This is a genomic window from uncultured Campylobacter sp., assembly GCF_938030785.1.
Lineage (GTDB): Bacteria > Campylobacterota > Campylobacteria > Campylobacterales > Campylobacteraceae > Campylobacter_B.
Genome location: NZ_CALHIK010000070.1, coordinates 1 through 15,714 on the forward strand (window position 1 = coordinate 1; position 15,714 = coordinate 15,714).

A 15,714-nucleotide genomic window follows, 5' to 3' on the forward strand; every position below is an offset into this window, starting at 1 on the left:
TGAACGCGATGAGCAAACGCGTAGAGAGCTGGATCCACACCGATCACGAGACCGATATCGCCAAGCTTGAGGAGAAGGTCGAGCCAGAGGTCGCGCAGGAGGTTTTCGAGCTGGATCGATGCATCGAGTGCGGCATCTGCGTGGCGAGCTGCGGCACCGCGATAATGCGAAAGGATTTCATCGGCGCCGTCGGTATCAACCGTATAGCGCGCTTTCAGATCGATGCGCTGGATAAACGCAGCGACGAGGATTTTTACGAGCTAATCGGCGATGATGACGGAGTATTCGGCTGTATGACGCTGCTAGGCTGCGAGGATAACTGCCCTAAGCACCTTCCGCTTCAAAGCAAAATCGCCTATATCCGCCGCAAGCTTGCCGCTCAGGGCAAATGCGGCTGCGGCAAATAAAATTTAAGCGGGACCCCGCTTTCATCTCGCAAATTTGCGCCCTTTGCGAATTTGCGAGATTTTAAAATTCTACATCGCAAGCTATTTTAAATTTCATAGATTATGAGAACGGCTATACATAAATTTAGTTTATATTAAGACGCAAAGTGATAGTATCTCGCAAATTTATAACGCGGACGAGCATCTGTTAAAAGAGCGCGCAAGCGGAAGCAAAGGAGGCGATCATGGATATCGAAAGATTGCAAAAAAGCGACGACGATATAGTGGATATTATCTACGAAGGCGGAAAGCTGCTTGAATATTTCAAAGATTTGACGCAGGAAGATCCAAAATTTAGATCATATTTTTCAGATTTCGCTATGGCGGGACTGCAGATATTTCGTCTTCACGAAAAATTGCACCAAGATTTTTCGGAGCTGAAAAACTGCAAAAAAGATGAATATAGAAAATGATCAAAAAGGAGCAGACATGGCTATAAAACCGGAAGAGATGCTTAAAAAGAGCGATGAAATCATGCTCCGATTTATCCGTAAAATAGACGCTTCGATCGAGGATTTTGCGGATATGTCGAAGGATGATGCGAAGTTTAAGGAGTACTGCTTAGAGCTTCAAGACGCTAAGGAAAAATTTCTTGAAATTCAAAAAAGACTGCATAGCGAATTTACTAGCCCTTCAGGCCAAAATAACTGCTAAATTTAACGACGTTTAGGCCGCGCCGATTAAATTTTAATTGCTTGAAGGCTTTGTCGTAATTTAAAATTTTATGGCAAAGCCGCTCTTCTGTGATGATCCAACACGCTCAAGGATATTTTCAAAATACGAATTGCGCTTAATTTGCACTATTCGTCGCAGCCTATGCATGAAATTTTAAATTTATCGCGGCCCATAAATGCCCCAAACGCGATCCGCGCCCGATTTACTCACGCCCGCTAAAATTTGAACCTAAAATTCTAAACGACGGGTTTTAATTTACCATAAAATACTACCGACAAAATTTCACGCCTTACCTTCTTAAATCTCGCCCTGCGAATTCCGCCCAAGCGAAATTGCCTTGTGAAATTCCGCCCGTTTATATTCGGCTAAGCTCACACTCGATAGTATTTGTCATTTTATTTGCGGAGGTTGCTTTGAAGGAGATAAAATCCAAGCTCATCATAGCGTGCTTGGTTGTTTCGGCGGGCGTATTTTGCCTAATCGCAGGCGGTGCACTTATGGATAGATCCGAAACTCAGCCCGCGCAAAATTCCACGGCGAGCCGCGTCGCGACCTTCGGCAACTCCTACGATCGGCCGCTAACGGATGAGGATCGCGCTGCACGAGCGAGGTACTGGCACGAAAGGCTGGGCGCCGAGTTAGATTTAGACGAGCGCGTAGTGCAGGGCGATGAGCGAATGGAGTATTTCCGCAAGCTTTTGCACTCCAAGGACACTGCGCGTATTTTAGCATTTATGCAAGAGCAGCGCATTACTGCGGGCGATCCGCTGCATTTTGGCATAACGGCGATAATGTATTCCAGTTTTTACAACGATGCAAACACCACCGAGGAGCTGATCTATCACGGAGCGGATATCAACCGCACGGACGATTTTTCTCATTCGGCGCTGAGCTATGCTATCGAAAATAACTCTACCGCCGCCGTGGAAGTTCTACTTAAGCATGGAGCTAGCTTTTCTAGCGTTAAATATGTTCGTACGCGGCTTGTAACCCCGGGATACCGCGATTCCTATTTGGTCGCCGATACTAGCGATGCACAGGTAAGGGCATATTACGGAACGCCTAAAAGCGAGGGTATTAGCGCGGTATCTGATCCGCTCTATTACGCCGTGGCGGGTGGATTTTTGCAGATGACGGAGCTTATGCTTAGCAGCGGCGTAAGACCTGAGATTACCGCTTGGACGGACGATTATTGTATCGCTTACACCTTCAAACCTCGCAAGGATGAGCGGCAGCCGAACTGCTCCATATATCAGATGCTACCGCAGCGATATGACGCAAGTATGCTAAATTTGCTGCTTAAATACGATTTGGTCGGGCTTCCGGACGATGAGCGTATCCAAAAACAATACGATGATTGCCGCAATGATTTGTATTTGTTGAAAGAGCATAATAAAAGATACCTAGAGCATATGGATAATTATTGTTACGATGAGATTATTTTGAACCAGACCTTATTAGGTAGTTTTAATTATGATATGGTTAGGTTTGATATGACGGAGCAACCAAAGGATTGGGAAAAGAGTGCAATGATGTTCAACGCAGGTTCGCTGCCCGATCTTAATAGATGCGGCTCGGTAACGCCGAATACGGCGCTGCTGGGTATCTACGATACGCTTATAAAGCGCTATTCTGCGATCTGCGGCGATGAGCTTAATGGCGTGGGCGGCTTTGATCTGGATAAATTTTTTAGATATTTGCACTTAGAAGGCTTGGAATTTAATCTTAAAATAGAGTATGAGGGCAAGGTGATAGAGGTGGAGGAGTATGATAAAATTTTAAGGCGCGATGCGTCTAAGCAGCTAGAGCAAGCGGGATCCAAGGCTGCGGATACCGCGTCCGCCCATGAGTAAATTCTATAAAATTTACAGACGCGATTATCGGCTTCGCGGTTGCTATGTATCTTGCAAAATTCTATAAATTACGCCGATTTAAAATTTGCGTCGTTTTGCTTTATAAAATGCATGGAATTTTGTCGCCATGACGCAAGCGGTTTACAAAATTCCGGCACGTATGTAAATTTTAAAAATTCCGAGAGTTGCAGCGCATTAAATCATATAAATTTAGGCGCTAAAACTCTCCTGATATAGACCCCCGCGAAATTCGCCGCTTAAAATTTCGCGCTACAAATTCTTAAATTCTATCTCCAGCTGCTTGCGCCAGTCTTGCAGTGCGCACTTTGCGTCCGCGGCGTATTTTTCGATAAGAGCGTCCGTTTTATTTAGAAACTCAAATAGCTTACCCTCCCACACGGCGGGGTTTAGGTTGCTTTGATGCATCGTTTTTATATAAACCAGCTCCTTGCTAAGAGCCTCAAGCTCGTCTAGATAGCTCTCGCGAGCGCTTTCATTGCGCAGTTCAAGCCGCTTTAGATCTCGTAGTTTGCCCTCCAAAATATCGCAAAATTTCATATACCTTTGCGAGCTAAGCTCGGGATCCGCGGCGTCTGCGCGCGCGGAAGCCTTTTGGACCTGAAAATACACGAGCGCGCCCACCGCAAGGGCGACTGCGAACATCAAAGCGAAATTAGCCATTTTTTCTCCTTAAGCCGTCCAAGCCCACGACCGCGAGCCCGAACCAAATTAGCGAAAAGCTTAAAATTTTGTAAGTCTCAAGCTCCTCGCCGTAGATAAATACGGCGATCAGCATGCTCATGCTAGGGCTGATGTACTGCATAAAGCCGATCGTGGATAACGGCAGATACTGCGTGCTTACGGCGAAGGTAAGCAGCGGCAAAATAGTAATCAGTCCGCTTGCAAACAGCAGCGCGCCGCTTGTGCTAAAGCCGAAGGCGCCGCTTCCTTTCAGCGCGCAGTAGATCAGAAACGCAAGCGCGGGCAGTAGCATCAGCGCCGTCTCGCAAAACAACCCCTCAAAGCTAGGCACGCTTACTTTTTTGCGTATGAGCCCGTAAAATGCAAAGCTAAGCGGTAGCACGAGCGAGATTATAGGAAGCCTACCCAACGCGTAAATTTGCACGCCGATCGCCGCAAAGGCTAGCAGCAGGGAAAGCTTAGCCGCCGCGCTTAGCCGTTCGTGCAGAAACAAAGCGCCCAAAAGCACCGAAAATAGCGGATTTATAAAATATCCGAGGCTGGTGGCTAAAATTTGATCGGAATTTACCGCGTAGATATAAATACCCCAGTTCGTGCTGATAAGTAGTCCCGTACAAAGCAGCGTAAGGGCGATTTTAGGGGCGCTAAGAAGTCGCGCGACGTTTTTTAAACGGTGCGTAAAGCAGAGAAAAACAAGCAGCAGCACGAAGGACCAAACGATGCGGTGCGCTAAAATTTGCACTGCATCCACGCCCCGTATGAGCTTAAAATATATCGGAAAAACGCCCCACATAAAAAAGGTGGCAAATGCAAGCATCAGTCCCTTCGAGCGGTCGTTTTCCATAAAATTCCTTCCAAATTGCCTAAAGGCGCTATTTTAAGATTTTTTGGGTTAATAAAAGCTTATTTGGGTATAATCGCGGGATTTACGAAATTTAAGGAGGGGCTATGAGCTGGAGTAGGACGTCGTGGAAAGATTATAAAATTTTACAGCAGCCGATTTATCAGGATGAAAGTGCGGTGCAGGCCGCTAAAGAGCGCCTTTACAAGCTGCCGCCGTTAATTTTTGCGGGCGAGGTTCGCAACCTAAAAGCCGAGCTTGCGCGCGCCAGCGAAGGCAAGTCGTTTCTGCTTCAAGGCGGCGATTGCGCGGAGAGCTTTAATGATTTTAGCGCGAATAATATCCGCGATATGTTTAAAGTAATGCTTCAGATGGCGATCATTCTTACCTTTGCGGCGGGCTGCCCCGTCGTTAAGGTAGGCCGTATCGCAGGGCAGTTCGCAAAGCCGCGCAGCAGCGACTTTGAGGAGGTGGGCGGCGTGAGTCTGCCTAGCTACCGCGGCGACATAATCAACGGCTTTGAGTTTAGCGAAGCGGCGCGCAAGCCAGATCCCGCTCGCATGATCGAGGCGTATCATCAAAGCGCTTCGACGCTAAATCTTCTGCGCGCCTTTTCTCGCGGCGGTCTTGCGAACCTGCACGAGGTGCATAAGTGGAATTTAGGCTTTTTGAAAAAGGGCGAGCTGGAGGCTAAATTTAACGAGCTCAGCGATGAAATTTCGCGCACGCTAAAATTTATGGAGGCGTGCGGACTGAGCGCCGCAAATTCTCCGAGCCTTGCCGAGACGGTGCTTTACACCTCGCACGAGGCGCTGCTGCTACACTACGAGGAGTGCCTGACGCGCATCGACAGTACCAGCGGCGATTGGTACGACTGCTCGGCGCACATGCTTTGGATCGGCGAGCGCACGCGCGGCGCGGACGATGCGCACGTGCATTTTTTAAGCGGTATCAAAAACCCTCTCGGCGTCAAGATCGGCCCAAGCGGCACTGCGGATGAAATTTTGCGCCTTTGCGACAAACTCAATCCGCAAAACGAAGCGGGCAGGCTAAACGTCATCATCCGCATGGGCGCGGATAAGATCGGTGCGCGGCTGCCGCAAATTTTGCGCGAGCTAAAGCGTGAGGGCAGGGCGATCCTATACAGCATCGATCCGATGCACGGCAACACCGTCAAGGCCGCGAACGGCTATAAAACGCGCGAATTTTCTAAAATTTTAAGTGAAGTTCAGAGCTTTTTCGAGATCCACGCCGCGGAGGGCACGCATGCGGGCGGCATTCACCTTGAGATGACCGGTCAAAACGTCACCGAGTGCACGGGCGGCTCGTTTAACGTGACGCAAGAGACGCTAAAACAGCGCTACGAAACGCAGTGCGATCCGCGCCTAAACGCAGATCAGGCGCTGGAGCTTGCGTTTTTGCTCGCCGATAATCTAAAAAAGGCGGAGTAGTCCGCCTTTCATTGCGCGTAAAATTCGGTCGAGGCTTGGAATTTTAGTCGTAGTTTGGGGGTATTTTGACGCAAGCTAGCGCCGTGACCGCGCTTTGCGCTTAAAACGCTTGAAATTTAATCGTAGCTTGGCGCGAGCGATTTAAATTTACCCTGCTCTAAATGCGGCGGCTTCGGGCGCAGTCTTAAAGCGGCCGAAATATAGACAATTAAAATTTATACCTCGCGCGAAAACGTAAGCCGCGTAAGCCCGCCGCTAAAATACGTGCAATTGAAAATTTTGCGGCGCCGCGCCGTGATAAAATTCCACTTTGCAGAGACTTGCAAACTTCTTGGCGGCTAAATTTATCCTCACGGGCTTGCTGGCTTAAAATTTTAAATCCGCCCTGCATGGAATTTTAAAATTTGAGCCGCCGTGAAATTTTAAAAATTTAGCGCTAAATTTGCAGCCCGCGGAATTTCATCTTTAAAATTTCGTCGTGTAAATTTTGATCGCTCGCTACTGTGCGCGCCGCTTATCCGTGCACGCTCAAGCTAGCGCCAGACTAAGCGGTAAATGCAGCGACATAAACTCGCCTCCATTTTTTCGCACATAGCAATAGAGAACGCCGCGTTATCTGCGGCATTCGGCATAAGTACGGCAAAAAAGCCTCTTGCTCGAGATGGGCGCGACAAACAGACGCCGCCGCGGCGATGTATGTTCGGTCGGCTCATAAAAATCCTTGATGATACGTGCGTCGGACGAAAGCGGCTTTGCGTCTACTTTAAATTTTAGAGCGCGATTTCGCAGCAAATTTTAAACCGAAAATATATCTTTCTGCTTCTAAAATTCAGGTTGAAATTCTTTGAGTTACGCCGTCGCGTATCGTGACGCTATAAAATTCCGTGCCTCAAATTTAAATCAAAATTCTGCGGCGCAATGAAATTTCAAAATTCTGCCGCGCAAAATTTACGCAAGGTTTTTGCTTGCGCGATCGCGCGATAAAATTCCTAGGACGCGCAACCCGGGCGAGATTTTAAAATTTAAAAATCCCGCGCTCGAGAAAAAAGCGATAAAATTTTTATCGCTTTTTAAAATTTTAGGCTCGTTTTTTGGATTTTTTTAGCACCAGTGCGACTACGGCGATTGCGACGTTTGCGTCGTGCGTTATGCTGAGGCTAGCGGATTTGATATGAAATTTTTTACGGATTTTTTTGCGTATTTTTAGATGCGGCGCGCCCAGAGCGTCTTTGTAAATTTTAGCGTCTTTAAAGCCGAATTCTGCGCCGATGCCGGTGCCTAGCGCCTTGCTAAGCGCCTCTTTGGCGGCATAGACGCCCGCGATACTTTCGTCGCGCAGCGCGGATGAGCGCTCGGATTTTTTCAAAATGCGCTTTAGAAATTTCGCGCCGTATTTTGCGCGCAGCGCCGCGATCCTGCGTACTGCGGTTATGTCCGTGCCGATCTTTATCACGGTCTGGCGCCCCGCGGTTTAAATTTAATCATGATTACAGGCTCTCTTTAATCTCGACGTCGATGATCTTATCGCCCTGCCTGATCGCGTCCAAAACCGCTAGGCTAGGCTGATCCACGATTTGTCCGAACACCGTATGCACACCGTCTAGGTGCGGCTGCGCGCTGTGGCAGACGAAAAACTGACTCCCTCCAGTATCGCGCCCCGCGTGCGCCATCGATAGCGCGCCGCGCACATGCTTGTGCTTTTGGCGGTCGCATTCGCACTTTATGCGCCAGCCCGGGCCTCCCGTGCCGGTGCCGCGCGGACAACCGCCTTGAATTACGAAATTTGGAATTACGCGGTGAAAATTTAGCCCCTTGTAAAACCCGCTGCGCGCGAGGCTAGCGAAATTCGTAACCGCCTGCGGAGCTTCGCCACCGAAAAGCTCCAGCTTCATATCGCCCTTTTCGGTCTTTATCACGGCGTATTTATCGCGCGCCAAAGCCGCCGTGTCGATGTCGTAAATTTTTAAGCTTTCCATTTTTTCTCCTATGCGATATTGGTGTAAACTGCCTGCACGTCGTCGTCATCCTCTAGCCGCTCGAGCAGCGCGTCTATGTCGCCAAGCTGCTCCTCGCTAAACTCGTGCTTTTCGTTGGCGACGAATTTTAAGCTTGCGCTGATGATCTCAAGCCCTATCTTTTCGATACCCTCGTTTAGAGTGCCGAAGCTTTCGTATTCGCCGTAGATTAGTAGCGTCTTTTCGAGCTCGCCTTTATCGTTTTCAAACTCGTTGATCTCAAGCTCGCTAAGACCGAAGTCGATGAGTTCAAGCTCCAGCTCCTCGATGTCGCGGCTCGGCAGCTTGGTCTCAAAAACGGCCTTGTGCGAAAACATAAATTTCAAACTGCCGCTCGGCAAAAACTCGCCCTTGGCTTTATTTAAAATCGACTTTACGTTCGCGACGGTGCGGGTCGGGTTGTCGGTGGCGCATTCGATTATGAGAAGTGCGCCGTGGGGCGCCTTGCCGTCGTAAAAGATCGTTTTGATATCGGCGCTATCCTTGCCGCTTGCGCGCTTGATAGCCGCGTCGATGTTGTCTTTGGGCATATTTTGCGCCTTTGCCGTGGCGATCGCGGCGCGCAGTTTGGAATTCATCAGCGGATCTTCGCCGCCCTCTTTCGCCGCCATCGTTATGGCCTTGCCCAGTTTTGGGAAAAGTTTGCTCATCTTCCCCCATCTAGCTTCTTTTGAAGCGCGTCTGTATTCAAAAGCTCGTCCCATAAAATTCCTTAAAGCTTAAATTTAAAAACGGGTGATTATAACGAAAAACCCTTAAATTTCAGGAGCGGGCGTTGAAATAAAATTTATTAAAAAGTAGTATAAGTTTTGAAATTTTAATCCAAAGGAGAGACCCATGGCTTTGAAACAAAGCGTAAAATTTAAGGCGCAAAATATCCACTGCGAAAACTGCGCGAGGACGATCAAAAACGCGTTAAAGGATGATTTCGGCGAGATTGAGGTGGACGTAGCAAGCGGAGTGGTGAGTTTAAGCTTAGATCCGAGCGACGAGGCTAAATTTAAAGAGGAGATGGACGATTTGGGCTTTAGCATCGCAGAAAAGCTAGCCTGCGCGAACTAACGGATGCCAAGCAAAATCACTCTAAATATCGTCGGGATGAGCTGCGTAAACTGCTCCAATGCGATCGAGCGGGTAAGTCGCAAGATCGAGGGGGTGCAGGAGGCGCACGTAAATTTCGCAAACGGCAGTGGCGAGTTCGTACTTGCTGATCCGGCGCTTGAGGAGACGCTAAAAGCCAAGATCAAAAAGCTGGGCTACGACATCGCCGTGGATTACGAGGATTTGGAGCGCAAAAAGCGGCGCAACCTCAAAGCGGCGCTATTTAGGCTTATTCTCGCTCTCATTTTAGCCGCGGCTGTAATGGCAGTGGAGATGAGCGGTTTTTTAGGCTTCGTCCCAAAGGCGCTACTTTGCGCGGCGATGGCGTGCGTGAGCCTATTTTACTGCGGCAAGAACTTCTTTTATCACGCTTACGGCTCTCTGAAAAACAGAAGCTTTGATATGAACGTGCTCGTGGCGATGGGAAGCTTTTTCGCGTTTGCCTATTCGCTAACGGCCGCGGCGTGGGTCTATACGCACGGCGCGCAGAACGAATTTACCAATCTTTATTTCTCCTCCGCCTCGATGATAATCGCCTTTATCTCGCTCGGTAAATACCTCGAAGAGCGCAGCAAGATGAAGGCGAACGACTATATTAAGGGGCTAATCGATCTAAGCCCCAAAACCGCGCTTTTGATCAAAGACGACGGCACGATAGCCGAAGTGCGCGCAGAAGCGTTAAAGCCGGGCGATAAGGTGCTAGTAAAAAACGGCTCGCGCATCCCATGCGACGGGCTTATCGTCGAGGGCGGCGCGCAGATCGACGCCTCTCTCATCAGCGGCGAGAGCTTGGCAGTTTATAAAGGCGTGGGCGATGAGGTAAACGCAGGCTGTGTCAGCACGGACGGCGTCATCTACGTAAAGGTGACGAAATTTTCGCATCAGACGCTGCTTGCCGAGATTAAAAATCTGCTAAACGAGGCGGGCAACAAAAAGATGCCGATCGCGCGCTTTGCGGATAAAATTTCAAATATCTTCGTGCCCGCGGTGATTTTGATCGCGCTTGCTAGCTTTATAACGTGGATCGCGCTTGACGGACGGCTCCCATACGCCGCATCCGCCGCTATCTGCGTGCTTATCATCTCCTGCCCGTGCGCGCTAGGTCTTGCGACGCCGATCGCGATCGTTTGCGCGATCTCAAACGCTGCAAAGGCTGGAATTTTAATCAAAAATCCCGAAATTTTAGAAATTTTAAAAGGCGCCGACGTCGCGGTTTTCGATAAAACCGGCACGCTTAGCAAGGGCGAAATTTCGGTAAGCTTCAGCGATCTGAGCGCCCAGGATCTCTATGCTTTAGCAAGCGCGCAAAAGCTTAGCGAGCATCCGATCTCAAAGGCGATCGTAAAATTTGCCGAGCTGAAATTCGGCGAAATTTCTAAATTTAACGGCGAGTTCGAAAGCATCGCGGGAAAAGGTATCGTAGCTAAAAATCCCACCGGCGAAATTCTTTGCGGCAGCGCGGGCTTTTTGCGCGAGCGCGGCGTGGATGCGGGCGTCGAAGTAGAAGCGGAGGAGCTTTTAGACAAGGGCTTCGGCGTCGTTTACTGCGCGATAGGCGGCTCATACGCGGGCTTCATCGCATTTAGCGACGAGATCAGAGCCGAAGCGCGCGGCGTCGTGCAGGCGCTGCAAAAAAGCGGCGTAAAAACCGTCATGCTAACGGGCGATAACGCCAAAACGGCAAATTTCGTCGCTCAAAACCTCGGCATCGACGAGGTAAGAAGCGGAGTGCTTCCAAGCGGCAAATATGAGTTCATCAAATCCTTGACCGACGAAGGCAAGCGGGTGCTTTTCGTGGGCGACGGCGTCAATGACGCACCGAGCTTAAAAGCCGCTAGTATCGGCGTCGCGATGAACGGCGGCAGCGACGTAGCCAAGGGCGCGGGCGACGTGATTTTTATAAAAAACGACCTTGAAAGCGTGCTGTATCTATTCCGCCTAGGCGGCGCCGCAATGCGGACGATCAAGCAAAACCTCTTCTGGGCGCTATTTTACAACGCCGTGTGTATCCCGATCGCGGCAGGCGCGCTATATCCAGCGCTCGGCGTGCTTCTAAAGCCGATGTACGGCGCCACGGCGATGTGCTTTAGCTCCGTAACGGTCGTGCTAAATTCCACCAGATTAAAATTTGCTAAATTTTAACGCGGCGAAATTTGCGATAGGCGCGGAATTTTGCGCGGTGAAATTTTAATTCTACTTCGCGAAGAGCGCATAAAATTTTATTCGGCAAGTTAATTGCGCGATCGCGCGCGGAATTCCGCTAGATTTGTACGGCTTGCAAAATTCTATTTTACCGCCAGCCCGCGCATAAATTTAAAATTTTAAAGAAACCCGCCGCCGTGCTCACATAAGCGTCGCCCGTCGCTACGCCGCTAACTATCCGTCGCTTAACGCCACCCGCCGCCGCGCCGCTACGTCGCAAAATTTCAAAAATTTCGCGAAATTCCATAGAGCTTAAAGAAATTTCGTGCAGTCCACCGCCCGCACTAAGTTTTAATAAATAAATTTAAAGGTAAAATAACGCTTCAAATGCAATTCGAGGTAGCGATGCGAAAAATTCTAATGGGTTCGTTTGTTTTTTGCGGCACGCTTTTTGGCGCTTCTTGCGAGCAGATGCAGGAGGATGCGCGCGGATTTTTCGGCGCGAGTTTGAGCGACGAGGAGTTGCTGCAAAGCGATTTTGGCTGTCAAGGCTCGCTGCTTAACGCCCCTTTTTTGCAAAACTTAAGGCAGAGCGCGGCCGAAATCAGAGGCGAAAACGTCGATTGCGTCGGCAATAAAGCCCTGGTCAATGAAAAGAAGTTCGAGCGCGTGCTTGCATTTGCGGGGATGGACGGCGAGGGCTTTTTGAGCTACGCCAAAGAGAAAAACTACGCGCAAACCAGCGAAAAATCGTTTGAAGTTTTAGAATTTTACTCCGAGCGAAAGATCGGAAATTTTATAAATTACCGAAATTTCAAAATCGAGCTCGCAGCGGCGAAGCAGGCGCTAAAAGCACACTTCGCTGCAAGCTTCGATGACGCTAGAGCGGACGAGCTGGCTAGTGCCGTGATCGCCGAGTTTACCTCATACGCCGCAAACGATCGCGAAGTAGGCGCGCGCAGCGAGCTTGAGCTTGCGCTTAAGCAGGGCGTGAGCGCGGATGAATTTAACGCGCTTTTATTTAGCAAAAGTTTCGCCTCGTATGAGCTTGACGATGCCCTTGATTTGGCGCTTTTGCTGGGTTATGATAAGCGCTTTATCTCCACTTTGATCGAGCACGGCGCGCAGGTGAATGCGGGCGAGGAAAACTCGCTGTTTTACGCGATGAGCAGTATCGAAAACGCCAAGTTTATGATCTCGAAAGGTGCGCAGGTAAATTATAAAAATTCCCTCGGCCAAACGCCGATCTTTTACGCCGTAGCGATGAAAAACTACGAGCTCGTGAAGCTGCTTATCTACAACCACGCAAGCGTGAACGTAAGGCAGATAAGCAGCACCGAGATGCAGGCGCTGGCGTCTTTGGGTGGCACCGAGGATACCTGCACCTTTACGTTTGCAGGCGCGGGTGAGACTCTGCTGATGTATGCTGCGCAAAACGGCACCAAGCAGATCGTCGAGCTTTTAGTAAGATCGGGAGCCAACGAAAAGTTAAGCGACGAGGCAGGTCTAAATGTGATGGACTATGCGATTTTAGGGGGCGATGCGCAGACGCAGAGCTATCTGAAATCGATCGGTCTAAAGCCTAGCGAGAGCCTGGACGATGAGGGCTCGGACGGAGAGCCCGCAAAGGAGAATGAGCTTTAATCTAAAGCGCGATCTGCTTGCATGCGGCTTTTAGCGATAAAATTTCGTTTGCGACGAAGTTTAAAACGGACGCTTGTTTTTAAATTTTAAAATTTCAAAATTTTAAAAAGAAGCGGCTTCTGCGCCGCTTGCCGCGTCTTAAAATTTTAAAATTTCAAGGCGGGCAAATTTTACGCCGCTTCGCTTTGAGTTTTAAATTTTAAATTTACGCGGAGCGAATTTGCGTGCTTTAAATTTTAAAATTTAAGGCCTTGCCGCGTGAGATCCGAATCGCCGGATTTAAAATTTAAAGCCCTTTGCGCGCACGAAAGCGGATCTGCGCAAATATGAGATCGGCAGCCGTAGCAGGCGCGAAATTTTAAAGCTTAGTCCAAATGCGGGCTAAGCTTTAAAATTTTATCAACCATATCAAGGATTAAAATGTTAAAAAATTTGCTTATTTTTACGGCGATTTTTTTGCCCGCGCTGGCGCTTGCGGACGTGGAGCCAGCCGTGCGAAACAGCGAGCTTTACGGCGTGCTGACGCTTATCCCGCCGGTTGCGGCGATCGTGCTTGCTTTTATCACCAAAGACGTGATTTTGTCGCTGTTTTTGGGCGTGCTAAGCGGAACCTTTCTTATCGGTATGGTCGATCAAAATATCGCAGCTTCGGCGCTTTTTGCTTTTACCGATCTGTGCTCGCGTATGGTAAAATCGATGGCGGATACGTGGAATGCGGGTATTTTGCTTCAGGTTATGTGTATCGGCGGGCTCATCGCTCTGGTTACCAAAAGCGGCGGTACGAAGGCGCTTGCGCTTTGGCTTAGCAAGCACGCAGACACCCCAGTTTTGGGTCAAATTTATACTTGGCTGATGGGTATCGTGATATTTTTCGACGATTACGCAAACGCGCTGATCGTGGGCCCTATCATGCGACCGCTTATGGATAAATTTAAAATTTCGCGCGCGAAATTCGCCTTCATCATCGACGCGACCGCCGCGCCGATTACCGGCATCGCGGTGATCTCCACCTGGGTCGGAGTCGAAATTTCGGCGATCAAAGAGGCCTACTCACAGATCGGCATAGAAAACATAAACGCCTTCACCGTCTTCGTTGAGACGATCCCGTATAGATTTTATAATATTTTTATGATCTTTTTTGTAGTCGCCACCGCCGTGATGAGCAGGGAGTTTGGCTCGATGTATCGCGCAGAGATCGCATCTCGCGGCGGTAAGAGCGGAGCTGCGGATTTTAAAATCAAAAATTTAGAGGATCAAATTTTCGTACCCAAAGAGGGCGTCGTGCTTCGCAAGATAAACGCGCTGATCCCGCTAGGCGCGATGATCGTTCTTTCAGTCATCGGATTTTATCTAAACGGCTACAGCTCGCTGGAGGGCGAGGCTTTCGAGGCGGTCAAGGCAGCTCCTCTTAGCTTTACTTCGATCCGTACCGCTTTTAGCGCGGCGGACGCCTCGGTCGTGCTGTTTCAATCCGCGCTCTTTTCGTCAATCATCGCCGTCGTTTTGGGGATCGCGCAAAAAATTTACGGCGTCAAAGAGGCGATCGAGGTCTGGGTGGGCGGCTGGAAAAGTATGCTAAATACCGTCATAATCCTGCTTTTTGCGTGGTCGCTTAGCTCGGTTATCAAAGAGCTCGGCACTTCGCGCTACTTGGTCGAGCTTCTAAGCGATGCTACGCCGCGCTTTGCTCTTGCGATCGTGATCTTCGTGCTTAGCTCGTTTATCTCATTTTCCACCGGCACGAGCTTCGGTACTATGGGCATCGTCACCCCTCTGGCCGTACCGTTAGCGCACGCCGTGGGGCAAAAATACGGACTTAGCGGCGAGGAATTTCACGTTTTCATGTGCGTAAACATCAGCGCAGTACTTACGGGGGCGATCTTCGGCGATCACTGCTCGCCGATTTCGGATACGACGATCCTCTCTTCGATGGGCGCAGGCTGCGATCATATCGAGCACGTAAGCACGCAGATGACCTATGCGCTGGTTGTTTGCGGCATCAGTATCGTTTGCGGCTACCTGCCTGCGGGCTTTGGGCTTAGCGTGTGGGGATGTCTGATCTTGGGTATCGCGGCTATCATTCTTTTACTGCGCACGGTTGGTAAAAGAGTGGATGTATGAACTGCGAAAGCTTCGGTAGTTGCGGCAGCTGCACGCTCGGTGAGCCCTATGAGGATCAAATTTCATACAAAAAGCGTCTGATAAGCGATAAGTTCAGAGAATTTTTTGGCGGCGAGTTTGAGTTTTTTGCCTCACAGCCGCAAAATTATCGTATCAGGGCGGAATTTGGCATCTGGCACGATATTTGGCATAGCGTATTTGATCTTGCTTACACGATGGGCGGCGCACGTAGCAAGAAAATTTTAATTAACGAATGCCCCAAGGTAGCGCTTCCTATCGCAAATTTAATGCCGCGGCTGCTAGAGGCGCTTAGGTGGAACGAAGCTTTAAAAGAAAGGCTCTTCGGCGTCGAGTTTATTTCGTGCGCCAGCGGGATTTTGGTGACGCTGCTTTATCACAAGCGCCTGGGCGAGCGCGAGCAGGAGGCGATTTGTGAGCTGGCGGGCAAACTTGACATCAGGGTTATGGCTCGCGCGCGCGGACAGAAGCTGCTAAGCGGCGAGCTAAGCCTCACAGACGAGCTTTGCGTGGACGGGCGAGTTTATAAATTTCGCTTCGGCGAAAACGCCTTCATCCAGCCCAACCGCGGCGTGAACGAAAAGATGATCGCCTGGGCGAGAAGCTGCGTGGACTTCGGCAAAGATGGCGCGAGCGAGGGGTGTAGCGCACAGAATTCCGCCGCTAGGAATTTTACTGAAAAAAATTTTGCCTCGCAGAATTCCG

General features: G+C 49.6%; 14 protein-coding genes and 1 pseudogene. 10 read left to right on the forward strand and 5 right to left on the reverse strand.

Annotated features, from left to right (window positions below; translation table 11 throughout):
- The 4 genes from Q0438_RS03780 to Q0438_RS03795 all read left to right on the forward strand — a co-directional run.
- Positions 1 to 407, forward strand: a 407-nt coding sequence (locus Q0438_RS03780; RefSeq protein WP_299187531.1) for a 4Fe-4S dicluster domain-containing protein, incomplete at its 5' end; no start/stop codon positions are given.
- Positions 408 to 631: 224 nt separating this feature from the next.
- Positions 632 to 859: a chemotaxis protein gene (locus Q0438_RS03785; protein ID WP_299187533.1), complete on the forward strand. Its 228-nt coding sequence runs from the start codon at positions 632 to 634 to the stop codon at positions 857 to 859.
- Between the two features lie 16 nt (positions 860 to 875).
- A complete protein-coding gene (locus Q0438_RS03790) occupies positions 876 to 1,100 on the forward strand; it encodes a hypothetical protein (protein WP_299187535.1) in 225 nt (74 codons plus the stop codon).
- A 434-nt stretch (positions 1,101 to 1,534) separates the two neighbouring features.
- Positions 1,535 to 2,974 (forward strand): ankyrin repeat domain-containing protein, encoded by a 1,440-nt coding sequence (locus Q0438_RS03795; protein WP_299187538.1) that lies wholly within the window; start codon positions 1,535 to 1,537, stop codon positions 2,972 to 2,974.
- A 270-nt stretch (positions 2,975 to 3,244) separates the two neighbouring features.
- Here the strand turns inward: Q0438_RS03795 and Q0438_RS03800 are convergent, their stop codons facing one another.
- Together Q0438_RS03800 and rarD are read right to left on the reverse strand one after the other, a co-directional pair.
- Positions 3,245 to 3,655, reverse strand: a complete 411-nt coding sequence (locus Q0438_RS03800) for a hypothetical protein (RefSeq protein WP_299187540.1) — start codon at positions 3,653 to 3,655, stop codon at positions 3,245 to 3,247.
- The gene (gene rarD / locus Q0438_RS03805; protein WP_299187542.1) at positions 3,648 to 4,520 is read right to left on the reverse strand and encodes an EamA family transporter RarD; all 873 of its coding nucleotides are present in this window, start codon (positions 4,518 to 4,520) and stop codon (positions 3,648 to 3,650) included. Before rarD ends, Q0438_RS03800 begins: the two co-directional genes overlap by 8 nt.
- 104 nt (positions 4,521 to 4,624) lie before the next feature.
- Here rarD and Q0438_RS03810 point away from each other — a divergent pair, with 104 nt between their 5' ends.
- Entirely contained in the window at positions 4,625 to 5,968 is a 1,344-nt protein-coding gene (locus tag Q0438_RS03810; RefSeq protein WP_298050363.1) for a class II 3-deoxy-7-phosphoheptulonate synthase, read from the forward strand.
- Positions 5,969 to 7,046: 1,078 nt separating this feature from the next.
- Here Q0438_RS03810 and acpS read toward each other — a convergent pair.
- Genes acpS through Q0438_RS03825 form a run of 3 tightly spaced genes read right to left on the reverse strand, consistent with a single transcriptional unit; the run spans position 7,047 to position 8,687 of the window.
- On the reverse strand, positions 7,047 to 7,421 hold the full coding sequence (gene acpS / locus Q0438_RS03815) for a holo-ACP synthase (RefSeq protein ID WP_299187544.1): 375 nt from the start codon (positions 7,419 to 7,421) through the stop codon (positions 7,047 to 7,049).
- 34 nt (positions 7,422 to 7,455) lie between these two features.
- A complete protein-coding gene (locus tag Q0438_RS03820; protein WP_299187547.1) occupies positions 7,456 to 7,944 on the reverse strand; it encodes a peptidylprolyl isomerase in 489 nt (162 codons plus the stop codon).
- 8 nt (positions 7,945 to 7,952) lie between these two features.
- Positions 7,953 to 8,687 (reverse strand): YebC/PmpR family DNA-binding transcriptional regulator, encoded by a 735-nt coding sequence (locus Q0438_RS03825; RefSeq protein ID WP_177388917.1) that lies wholly within the window; start codon positions 8,685 to 8,687, stop codon positions 7,953 to 7,955.
- 133 nt (positions 8,688 to 8,820) lie between these two features.
- Between Q0438_RS03825 and Q0438_RS03830 the strand changes: the two genes are divergently transcribed.
- The 5 genes and pseudogenes from Q0438_RS03830 to Q0438_RS03850 form a co-directional block, all read left to right on the forward strand.
- Positions 8,821 to 9,045: a heavy-metal-associated domain-containing protein gene (locus Q0438_RS03830; protein WP_299187549.1), complete on the forward strand. Its 225-nt coding sequence runs from the start codon at positions 8,821 to 8,823 to the stop codon at positions 9,043 to 9,045.
- A gap of 3 nt (positions 9,046 to 9,048) precedes the next feature.
- Complete coding sequence (locus Q0438_RS03835; RefSeq protein WP_299187551.1) at positions 9,049 to 11,226, forward strand: cation-translocating P-type ATPase; 2,178 nt, start codon at positions 9,049 to 9,051, stop codon at positions 11,224 to 11,226.
- A gap of 387 nt (positions 11,227 to 11,613) precedes the next feature.
- Positions 11,614 to 12,870 (forward strand): ankyrin repeat domain-containing protein, encoded by a 1,257-nt coding sequence (locus Q0438_RS03840; protein WP_299187554.1) that lies wholly within the window; start codon positions 11,614 to 11,616, stop codon positions 12,868 to 12,870.
- A 420-nt stretch (positions 12,871 to 13,290) separates the two neighbouring features.
- The gene (locus tag Q0438_RS03845) at positions 13,291 to 14,991 is read left to right on the forward strand and encodes a Na+/H+ antiporter NhaC family protein (RefSeq protein WP_299187556.1); all 1,701 of its coding nucleotides are present in this window, start codon (positions 13,291 to 13,293) and stop codon (positions 14,989 to 14,991) included.
- Positions 14,988 to 15,560: pseudogene (locus tag Q0438_RS03850) on the forward strand (tRNA (uridine(54)-C5)-methyltransferase TrmA); the annotation flags it as partial. The gene Q0438_RS03845 and the pseudogene Q0438_RS03850, both read left to right, overlap by 4 nt.
- Positions 15,561 to 15,714: the final 154 nt, after the last annotated feature.